8 protein-coding genes and 1 pseudogene are annotated in these 9,569 nt (G+C 69.6%); 2 read left to right on the top strand and 7 right to left on the bottom strand.

Annotated elements, in window-relative coordinates; genetic code table 11:
* Positions 1-464, bottom strand: a pseudogene (locus AC1DG4_RS14425) (hypothetical protein); the annotation flags it as partial.
* Between the two features lie 128 nt (positions 465-592).
* Between AC1DG4_RS14425 and AC1DG4_RS14420 the strand changes: the two are divergent.
* Positions 593-1,093 (top strand): DUF3465 domain-containing protein, encoded by a 501-nt coding sequence (locus tag AC1DG4_RS14420; RefSeq protein ID WP_477379903.1) that lies wholly within the window; start codon positions 593-595, stop codon positions 1,091-1,093.
* Positions 1,094-1,766: 673 nt separating this feature from the next.
* On the opposite strand, the gene AC1DG4_RS14415 is transcribed toward AC1DG4_RS14420, so the two are convergent.
* The 6 genes from AC1DG4_RS14415 to AC1DG4_RS14390 form a co-directional block, all read right to left on the bottom strand.
* Complete coding sequence (locus tag AC1DG4_RS14415; protein WP_477379901.1) at positions 1,767-2,459, bottom strand: ABC transporter ATP-binding protein; 693 nt, start codon at positions 2,457-2,459, stop codon at positions 1,767-1,769.
* Positions 2,456-4,267 (bottom strand): branched-chain amino acid ABC transporter ATP-binding protein/permease, encoded by a 1,812-nt coding sequence (locus AC1DG4_RS14410; RefSeq protein ID WP_477379900.1) that lies wholly within the window; start codon positions 4,265-4,267, stop codon positions 2,456-2,458. Before AC1DG4_RS14410 ends, AC1DG4_RS14415 begins: the two co-directional genes overlap by 4 nt.
* Positions 4,254-5,114 carry a branched-chain amino acid ABC transporter permease gene (locus tag AC1DG4_RS14405; protein ID WP_477379898.1) on the bottom strand — a complete coding sequence of 287 codons (861 nt, stop codon included), beginning with the start codon at positions 5,112-5,114 and terminating at the stop codon, positions 4,254-4,256. Before AC1DG4_RS14405 ends, AC1DG4_RS14410 begins: the two co-directional genes overlap by 14 nt.
* A 174-nt stretch (positions 5,115-5,288) precedes the next feature.
* Positions 5,289-6,461 (bottom strand): ABC transporter substrate-binding protein, encoded by a 1,173-nt coding sequence (locus AC1DG4_RS14400; protein WP_477379896.1) that lies wholly within the window; start codon positions 6,459-6,461, stop codon positions 5,289-5,291.
* Between the two features lie 112 nt (positions 6,462-6,573).
* Entirely contained in the window at positions 6,574-6,963 is a 390-nt protein-coding gene (locus AC1DG4_RS14395; protein ID WP_477379894.1) for a nuclear transport factor 2 family protein, read from the bottom strand.
* A gap of 84 nt (positions 6,964-7,047) precedes the next feature.
* Positions 7,048-7,878 carry a MoaF C-terminal domain-containing protein gene (locus AC1DG4_RS14390; protein ID WP_477379892.1) on the bottom strand — a complete coding sequence of 277 codons (831 nt, stop codon included), beginning with the start codon at positions 7,876-7,878 and terminating at the stop codon, positions 7,048-7,050.
* Positions 7,879-8,162: 284 nt separating this feature from the next.
* Between AC1DG4_RS14390 and AC1DG4_RS14385 the strand changes: the two genes are divergently transcribed.
* On the top strand, positions 8,163-9,566 hold the full coding sequence (locus tag AC1DG4_RS14385; RefSeq protein WP_477379890.1) for an MFS transporter: 1,404 nt from the start codon (positions 8,163-8,165) through the stop codon (positions 9,564-9,566).
* Positions 9,567-9,569: the final 3 nt, after the last annotated feature.

The following is a 9,569-nucleotide window of genomic DNA, read 5'->3' as shown; positions in this document are numbered from 1 at the left end:
GTCGTGAAGGCCCACCAGAGGGCATCAGGGAAGGTGGAGATGCTGCCGCCGCCGACGCGCTCCGCATCCAGCACGGCGAGAGACGCGACGTAGACGACCAGGAGCGTCGCGCCGGTCACGTAGATCACGATCTGCCCGCGCACGGCGCGGCCGGCCGTGCGCTGCAGCACGGCGAGCAGCGTGACCACGCGCAGAACGCGCAACGGGCGGAGCATCGGCAGCACCACGGTGGCGAGGTTGAACAGATGCGTGAAGAACCAGTGCCATCGCCGAGGAGCGATCACGAGGCTCACGATGTAGTCGATGAGGAAGGTTCCCCAGGAGACCCAGAGCAGGTCTTCGAGCAGGGCGCCGACGTCGCCTCGCGGGTCCACGATCACCTGGATCGAGTAGGTGACGAGGAACAGCACGGACGCGACGATGAGCGGCCACTCGGTGATCCGCCGCCAGCGCTCCAACGTCATGCGCGCATCGTACCTCCGTGCGGGTCCGCCCGGGGGCGGTGATGGGTGCCCCCGGGTGGTGGTGGTGCCCGGTGGCGGTTGTGGTGTCCGGGGCGTTCGGTTGCGGACATGCGGTCTAGGCTGGCGCCGTGACACGGCGGACGCGATGGACCACGATCGCCGTCGTGGTCGTCCTCGCGGCGCTGGCCGTGCTGGTCGTCGCGCGGGGCGGGAACTCCGGCGGACTCCCCGCCGCCGTGGTCACCTCGTCGTACGCGACCCCGGGATCCCCCGCGACCGGATCCGGGGCCGGATCGGTCGACGACCCCGTCCGTGCTCTGTTCGACGGGCGCAGAAGCGGTGTCGAGGTGCAGGGCACCGGCGTGGTCTCCCGCATCCTGCCGGACGATGACCAGGGATCACGGCACCAGAAGTTCCTCCTCATGACGCCCAGCGGGATCTCGATCCTCATCGCCCACAACATCGACATCGCGCCGCGGCTCGACGGCCTGTCGGTCGGGGACCGGGTGGACTTCCTCGGCGACTACGAATGGAGCGACAAGGGCGGCACGGTGCACTGGACGCACCACGATCCGTCCGGCCGGCACCAGAACGGCTGGCTGACCTGGAATGCTCGCACCTACTCCTGACTCCTCCTGAGTCTCCGGGTGCCCGACCCCGGCCCCGGAGTCCCGCCACTTCCGAGTCATAGCGTGCGCTGACAGGGACGACTCGGGAGTGGGGAGCTCTCTGCGCGGCCAGTGGGACAGCGGGACCGTGACGGGGCTGCTCGCCGAGTGCACGGCTTCCTGTCGAGTGCACGGCTTCCTGTCGAGTGCACGGCATCGCTGCGTCAACAGGCCGTGCGTTGGGCAACATGCCGTGCCCCCGCGGTTATCGGCGCACCTGACCGGTCAACAACCCGTGCGCTCGGGACCAACCCGTGCGTTCGGCACCAGCCCGGTGCACCTGAACGGTCCGCACACGGTGCGCTCGGCAATGTCCTGTGCTCTCGGCATCAGCGGGTGTCCTCGGGACCACCGGGTGCACTTGATCCGGTCCGCGCCCGGTGCGCTCGGCAATGTCCCGTGCCCTCGGCGTCCCTGGATTCCCCGCCATCGCTGGGACCTCTGGCAGCCCGGGTCCCCGGCCCCGCATCCCCGGTCCACCCGGCCCCTGGCGCCCCCAACGCTCGCGGCGACGCGACTTCCCCCCGGAGCACCCCACAACAGAGTCGTCCCCATCARCGCACCCCATAGCGTGCGCTGACGGGGACGACTCGGAAGTAGGAGGGGCAAGCCCGGAGGGGCAAGCCCGGGGAGCCTAGCCGCCGAGGTAGGCGCGGTGGAGGAGCTGGGGATCCGCGTGCAGGTCCTCCGCGGTGCCCTGGAACGAGACCCGCCCGCCGGCGACGACCACGGCCTCGCGGGCGATGCCGAGGGCGAGCTGGGTGAACTGCTCCACGAGCAGCACGCCCACGCCGGACTCCGCGATCGACTGCACGATCGGCACCAGCCGCATGAAGACGACGGGCGCGAGACCGAGCGACATCTCGTCGATGAGCAGGATCTTGGGCTTCGCCGCGAAAGCCCGCGCGAGCACCACCATCTGCTGCTCGCCGCCCGACAGCAGCGCCGTGGGAGAGTCGATCCGCTTCTCCAGCTCCGGGAAGGGCGCGAGCGCCGCCTCGAGCTCGGCGGGCGTGCGCGCCGTGAGCGACAGGTTCTCCCGCACCGTGAGGGACGGGAATACCGCCCTGCCCTGCTCGATGTGCACGATGCCTTTGCGTGCCCGCGTCACGCGGGAGAGCTTGTCGATGCGCTCGCCGTCGAGCGCGAGCGTGCCGGCCGAATGGCCGACGACGCCCGAGATCGACTCGATGAGGCTGGTCTTGCCCGCGCCGTTGGGCCCGACCAGGGCGAGCACCTCGCCGCCGCGCACGGTCAGCGACACGTCGGAGATCACCGGCCCCGCGCCGCGGCTGACGGTGACGCCGTCCAGCACCAGTTCGCTCATGACAGCAGCTCCGTCTCTCCCATGTAGGCCTTGACGACGTCGGGGTTCGCGAGCACCTCGTCCTGCGGACCCGTGGCGAGCACCTGCCCGAAGTTCAGCACGGTGAGCATCGGGCACACCGATCGGACAAGATCCAGGTCGTGCTCGATGATGATGAGGGCGACACCGTAGCGCTGCGGCAGCTCGCGCAAGCGGGCGGCCAGCGCGAGGTGCTCGTCGTGCGAGAGGCCGGCGGCGGGCTCGTCCAGGATGAGCAATCGCGGCCCCGCCAGCACGGCGGCGGCCACCTCGACCAGACGCCTGGTGCCGACATCGACGCTCGACAGCCGCGCCCGCGCGGGCGGGCAGCCGAAGAACGCGAGCGTCTCCTCGATGTCCGCCGCGGACAGCCGGCGCCGAGCGACGAAGCGCACGTACGCCCCCACGGTGAGCAGCGGCGGCACCCGGTCCTGCTGGAACGTGCGGCGCAGGCCCAGCCGGGCGCGCCGCGTGGGGGAGAGCCCTGCGAGGTCGCGGCCTCCCAGCAGCACCCGACCGCCGTGCTTGGGCAGGAACCCGCTGATCGCATCGACGAAGGTCGACTTGCCGGCGCCATTCGGCCCGATGAGGCCCATGATCGACGCCTCGGGCACGGAGAACGACACATCGTCGAGCGCCTTCAAGGCGCCGAACTGGACGGTCAGGTGCTCCACGGTCAGCACCGGCTCGCCGCTCAGGAGCGCCGGATCCAGCGTGGCCGTGGTGGTCGTGCGGATCTCCTCGGCGTCGCCGGCCGCGTCGGGCGGCAGCGCCGTGAGGGCGGCGCTCGCCGTCTTGCGGTCCTGCCGCTTCCACAGGAGGTTGCGGATCCCCTGGCCGAGGCTCGTGCCGCTCGTGAGCGCCTGCACGCCCAGGACGCCGAAGATCACGAAGCCCCAGTCCTGCGGGATGTGCCAGCGCTTGAGCAGTTCGGGAACGAGCACCCAGAGGATCCCTCCGAACACCGCCATGTCGATGAGGTGCGCGCCGCTCATGATCGCGAGCACGTACAGGGCGAGCGACTGCAGAGGCGTGAAACTCGCCGCGAACGGCAGCTGCACCTGACCCGCCAGCAGCCCTCCGGCCGCGCCGCCGAGCGCTGCCGAGACGGCGAACGCGGTGAGCTTGGCGACCTGCACGCTCTGACCGGCGGCGGCCGTGCCGCGCTCGGAGAACGCGACGGCCTTCCAGCTCGCACCCCAGCGGCTGCGCTGCAGGAAGAACACGATCAGCCCGCACACGACGAGCACGATGATCGACAGGAAGAAGAACTTCTTGTCGTTCGAGAACAGCACGGGGCGATCGATCGAGATGGCCTCCGCGGATCCAGGGAACTGGATCTGCACGAGCGTGACGTCCGCCGCGGCGGCGAAGCCCAGGGTGACCACGGCGAGGTTCACGCCGCGCAGGCGCAGGGCGGGCAAGCCCACGAGTATCCCGGCGACCCCGGCGACGAGCGCGCCGAGGACGAGCCACACGATGAAGCCGCCCGGCGCATGCCAGATGTTCATGAGTGCCACGATCCACGCGCCGATCGCCGCGAAGGTGAGCTGGCACAGGGCGATCATGCCCGCGGATCCGGTCACGACGCCGAGGCCCATGATCGCGATCGCGGCGATGACCGCGCTGATCGCGAGGTAGACGAAGTAGCCGGACAGGGCGTTGGAGAGGAGGAACCCGACGAGGATCGCGAGGGCTCCGACGACGAACGGCCAGACGGTGCGGACACCCGGCTTCTGCAGGAGCGGGATGGACGGGCGGGCGGGCGAGAGCGGCTCAGCGTGCGGCATCCCACACCTCCTTGCGCTGGGTCCAGAGCAGCAGGACCACGATGAACAGGAACGGGAGGAAATTGCGGACGAGGGAGATCTCGTTGATCTGCGCGACGAGTCCGCCCAGCACGCCCAGTACGAGTCCGCCGACCACGGTGAGGCCGAGGCGCCTGAAGCCGCCGAGCAGTGCTGCGGCGGCTGCGGGGATGATGAGCATCGAAAGGCTGGTCGCGTCATTGGACTGCGAAGGCGCGACGATCACGATCGCGATCGCGCTGATCACGCCGGTCACGAACCAGACCGCGATCGAGAGCGGGCGGGAGCGGATCCCGAGCAGCTCGGCCGTGGTCGGGCGCTCGGAGAGCGCGCGCAACTGGGTGCCGATCCGGGTGCGGGTGAGCAGCACGTGCACCCCGACCGCGACGACGACGGCCATGCCCACGGTCCACATCGTGACCTGGCTGATCACCACGCCGCCGACCGTGAAAGCGGGCCCGGCGATGATCGGCGCGAACGGCTGCGGCTTGTTGCCGAACAGGATGAACGAGAGCGAGATCAGCAGGAGCAGTGGGCCGACCGTCATCGCCGAGCGCGTGGTCGTGGACGCCTCGGACAGCCAGGTCGCGGCGATCCAGCCGATCGCGACCGCCAGCACGCCGCCGATCAGGACGCCAAGGACGGATCCGATCCACACCGGCATGCCCGCCTTGGTGACCAGCCACACGGCGCAGAACCCGCCGAACATGCCGGTCGCCGCCTGGGCGAAGTTGACGACCCGGACCAGCCGGGCCATGAGGGTCAGGCAGACCCCGAGGACGGCGTACAGGCCGCCGGCCGCGAGTCCCGCCAGGGCTCCTTCGAGCATGGTGCTTCTCTTTCCTGTTCGATCCCGCATGTTCGATCCGGGCTGTTGAGCGCCCTTCGTCTCGTCGCTCCGCTCCTCGCTCAGGGACCGGGGAACGGCGCTCAACAACCGGTGGAAGGGTCGGTCCCTGAGCGAGCGGAGCGAGACGAAGGGCGCTCAGCGCACTGCGGGTGACTACTTGGTGGGGATCCGGAGCCAGTCGTCCGCGACCTTCTGCCAGGCGTGGGTGCCGCTCTTGAGCTCGATCGGCCAGCCGGCGGTGTTGTGCACACCGAAGGTGAACGGCGTGCCGATCATCTTGTTCTCGATCGGCTTCATGTTCTTGAGCGCCTCGGTGACGGTCTCGCGGGTGACGTCGCCCTTCATGCCCTTCAGCACGGAGAGGAAGTGCGTCGCGGCGAGGTAGCCGCCCTGGCTGAACGAGGTCAGCGGGATCTTGTTCTTGGTCATCAGGTCCCGCCAGTCCTTGTTCACGTCGTTCTCCTCGGTGAACGGGTAGAACTCGGCCGGGACGTAGATGCCGGCGCCGGCGTTGTCGACCGCCTTGGCGAAGTTCTCGCTGTAGACGCTCGTCAGGTACAGCCAGGTGACGTCGTTCCAGCCCTGCGCGTTGGCGGCCTTGACCTGGCCGATCGCGTCCGGCTCGACCGGGTTGATCGCCAGAGCCTTGCACCCGGCCTGCTTGGCCTTGACGATGTACGGCGTGTAGTCGCTCGCGCCGTACGGCACGGTGTCGTCGACGTAGAGGGGCTTCTTGCCGGTGATCTTGGTCCAGCTGTCGATCGCGGCCTGGTAGGTGGGACGGGTGGATCCGGCGATCTCCAGCAGCACGCAGATGTTGTCGAGCTTGAGCTGTTCGGATCCGTACAGCAGGGTCAGCGTCATGTCGTTGTACGGGCCGACGTTGGCGGGCGAGATGTTCTTGCTGTCGAAGCATCCCGTGTCGACGCCGATGCCGGGGATCGAGAGGATCCCCTCCTGCTCGTAGTACTTCTTGTTCAGGTCGCACTCGATGAGGCTCGCGGATCCGACCATCGCGACGGCGTTGTCGGATCCGACGATCTCCCGGGCGTTCGCGGTCGCGGTGGCGGGATCGCCTTTGTCGTCCAGCGCCTTGTAGTCGATCTTGCGACCGTTCAGGCCGCCGTCGGCGTTGAACTTGTCGAATACGGCCTTGGCCGCCTGCGACGCCTCCGGGAAGGTGGCGGGCCCTGAGATGGTGTTGACGGATCCCACGACGATCGGGTCGGAGGATCCTGATCCTGAGCCGCCGTCGCCGGAACAGCCGGCCAAGGCCAGCATGCCCGCGGCGAGCAGCGCTGCTGCGGCGGTGATGCGCTTGTTCATGTGATTCCTGTCTTCTCGGGTGCGGGACGGGTCCCGCGGTGTGGTGCAGGTCGGTGCGGTGCGGTGCGGTGCGGTGCGGTGCGGTGGTGTGCGGTGCGGTGGTGTGCGGTGCTCAGTCGCGGATCGCGCGGGAGACCATCTCGGTGTCGGTGAACTGCTCGAAGGCCACGACCTCGCCGCCCTCGAGCCGCCACACGTGCGCGACGCGGGCGGCGAAGAACCGTCCGGTGCGCGTGTAAGTGCCGGAGTAGGTGCCGATGCCGATCACGGTGTCGCCGCCGTCGATCACCTCGTCCACGGCGAGCGTGTAGTCGTCCCAGTCCTCCTGAAGGCGGGAGAATACGTTCTCGACCACGGCGTCGGGGCCCACGTAGGTGCCGGCGTACGGGAAGCCCGCTGCCTCGGTCCAGCGCACATCGTCGCGGAGCGGCGCGAGCATGCCGTCGATGTCGCCGCGGTCGCTCGCGTCGTAGTGGGCGCGGATGATGTCGGCATTGGTCATAGCAGGATGCTCCTCAAAGGTCGTAGGGCCGACGGATAGCGCGAGGCCTTCGTGCAGGAGGCGGCTCACGACGATCGGCGGAGGTCAGACGGGCTGGGCGTCGGGGTAGGCGACCGAACCGAGCGGATAGATGTGGCCGCCTCCGCGGGAGTGCTCGGACGCCCCCTCGCCGTTGAGGCCCAGGAAGATGCCGGTCGTCATGAGCTGGTAGCCGAGGTCGTGCAGCCAGACGCTCGCGACCGCGATCCGGAACTCGCGGAAGCAGAACAGGTAGAGCCCGTCCGCGAACTTCCAGACCGTGGAGAGGTCCATGTCGCCGTGTCCGCGCTGCACGCCCTCGAGGCACTGCCAGGCGTAGCGCTGGCTGGAGACGTAGACGTGCTCGTACAGGTGGTGCGGGCTGTACCGGTAGATGTTGCGCTTGCCGATGAGGTCCCTGCTGGGACCGGGGACCTCGCCCGTGGGGTCGCCGGCGCCTGTCGTGGCGGCCCAGAACTCCTGGCCGACCTGCGGGGTCCCCTCGACGGCCTCCGCGGCGATGCGGGAGCGGACGACCGTGGCGCGGTGGGTCGTCGTCGAGTAGACGACGGTGAGGGCCTCGCGCTCGCGCGACGCGAGCGGCAGGTTCACGAAGACGACGTCGTCGCGCACCGCGACCGCGTCGTAGGGGTCGGTGCCGGAGGCGTCGAGGCCGGACCAGGTGACCGTCCCGGTCCCTGCGCCCGTCGAAGAGCCGAAGTCCAGGGCGAGCCGCCCGCCGTCGTCGAGCTCGAGGATCAGCGAGGTGCCGGCCAGGTCGACGTTCGGCAGACGGTAGGTGTCGATCCCCGCCGCGAACTCGTCATAGGTGCGCCATTCGTCCAGCCCTTCCTCGGGCGCGGAGATCGGATCGGCAACCGTCACATCTTCGGACACTCTGGGACTCCTTCGACCCTGACCCCGCCGGACTGCGGGGCGTGGGTCCATGCTGTTCCCGCGCCCGATCGGCCTCAACGATCCGGATCCGATCCCGCGCCGAGAGTCAACCGGCGTGCCCCCAGCGGCAAGAGGGCGGGCTCCGGCCGGAGGCGCCGCGCGTCCGCCTCACAGCGCCGCCCCGCAGACGAGAGGACTTCGATACACGGGCGTCACCGAGCGCGCGATCGGCCGAAACACGCGCCTGACAGCGTGAGCGCACACGCACTCACAGGAGGTCCGCGATGACCAGCACCGCAACGAACCCCACCACCTCGAGCACGTCCGCGGGCCGGTCCGCCGGACTGGACTTCCTGCCGGGACGCTGGATCTCCGGATGGGATCCGGAGGACATCAGCCAATGGCGCGAGGCCGGGGCGGCGATCGCGCGGCGCAATCTGCGCTGGTCGATCTTCGCCGAGTTCCTGGGCTTCGTGGTCTGGCAGCTGTGGTCCATCGTGGTCGTCGCGCTTCCCGGTGCGGGCTTCTCCTTCACGGTGACGCAGACGTTCTGGCTGATCTCGATCCCGAGCCTCGTCGGAGCGACGCTGCGCTTCCCCTACACCTTCATGGTGCCGCGCTTCGGCGGCCGGAACTGGACGGTCGTCTCGGCGCTGTTGCTGCTGATCCCGGCGGTCGGCCTCGCACTCTGCGTCTCGAATCCGGACACGCCCTTCCCGGTGATGCTCGCCGTCGCGGCGCTCGCGGGTCTCGGCGGCGGCAACTTCGCCAGCTCCATGGCCAACATCACCTCGTTCTATCCGCAGCGCGAGAAGGGCTGGGCCCTCGGACTGAACGCCGCGGGCGGCAACCTGGGCGCCGCGGTCGCCCAGTTCGCGGTGCCGATCGTGATCACGCTGGGGGCGGGGGCGACGCTGGGGCTGCCGTTCGCCGGCCTGATCTGGATCCCGCTCATCCTGGTGGCGGCGCTCGGGGCCTGGTTCCGGATGGACAACCTCACGAGCGCCACGGCGGACGTCAAGGCGTCGCTGGCGGCGCTGCGCTATCCGGAACTGTGGCTGATGGCGCTGCTGTACATCGGGACCTTCGGATCCTTCATCGGCTTCTCCGGCGTCTTCCCCAAGCTCATCGCCGACCAGTTCCCTGCGTTCAGCGCGTTCCCGATCGGCGGTGCCACGCTGTCGCTCGCCTTCGTCGGCGCCCTGGTCGGCTCCCTCGCCCGCCCCTTCGGCGGGCGCCTGGCCGATCGGTTCGGCGGCAGCACGATCACGATCGTCGCCTTCGCCGTGATGGCGCTCTGCGCGCTGGGCGTCATCCTCACCCTGCCCCTCGGCGACTTCCGCTTCTTCCTCGGCTTTTTCCTGCTGCTGTTCATCGCGAGCGGCGCCGGCAACGGCGCCACCTACCGGATGATCCCCACGCTGTTCGCCCTGCGCTCCGGCGCCGGCGACGGGCACACCTCATCCGGCGATGTACCGGCGCAGCGTGCTGCGGCGGCGGCCCTGGGGATCGTCTCCGCGCTCGGCGCGTACGGCGGCTTCGTCATCCCGCAGGCGCTCGGGCTCTCCAAAGCCGCGACGGGAGGCTACGCGGCAGGTCTCGGCTGGTTCGTCGGCGCCTATGTGCTGCTGCTGGCCGTGACGGTCGCCGTGCACCGCCGCGGCCGCCGGCGCGGAGTGCGGATCTGAGAT

It is taken from the genome of Microbacterium sp. 05N427 (assembly GCF_056397105.1).
This window is presented reverse-complemented; position numbering and strand designations above follow the sequence as displayed.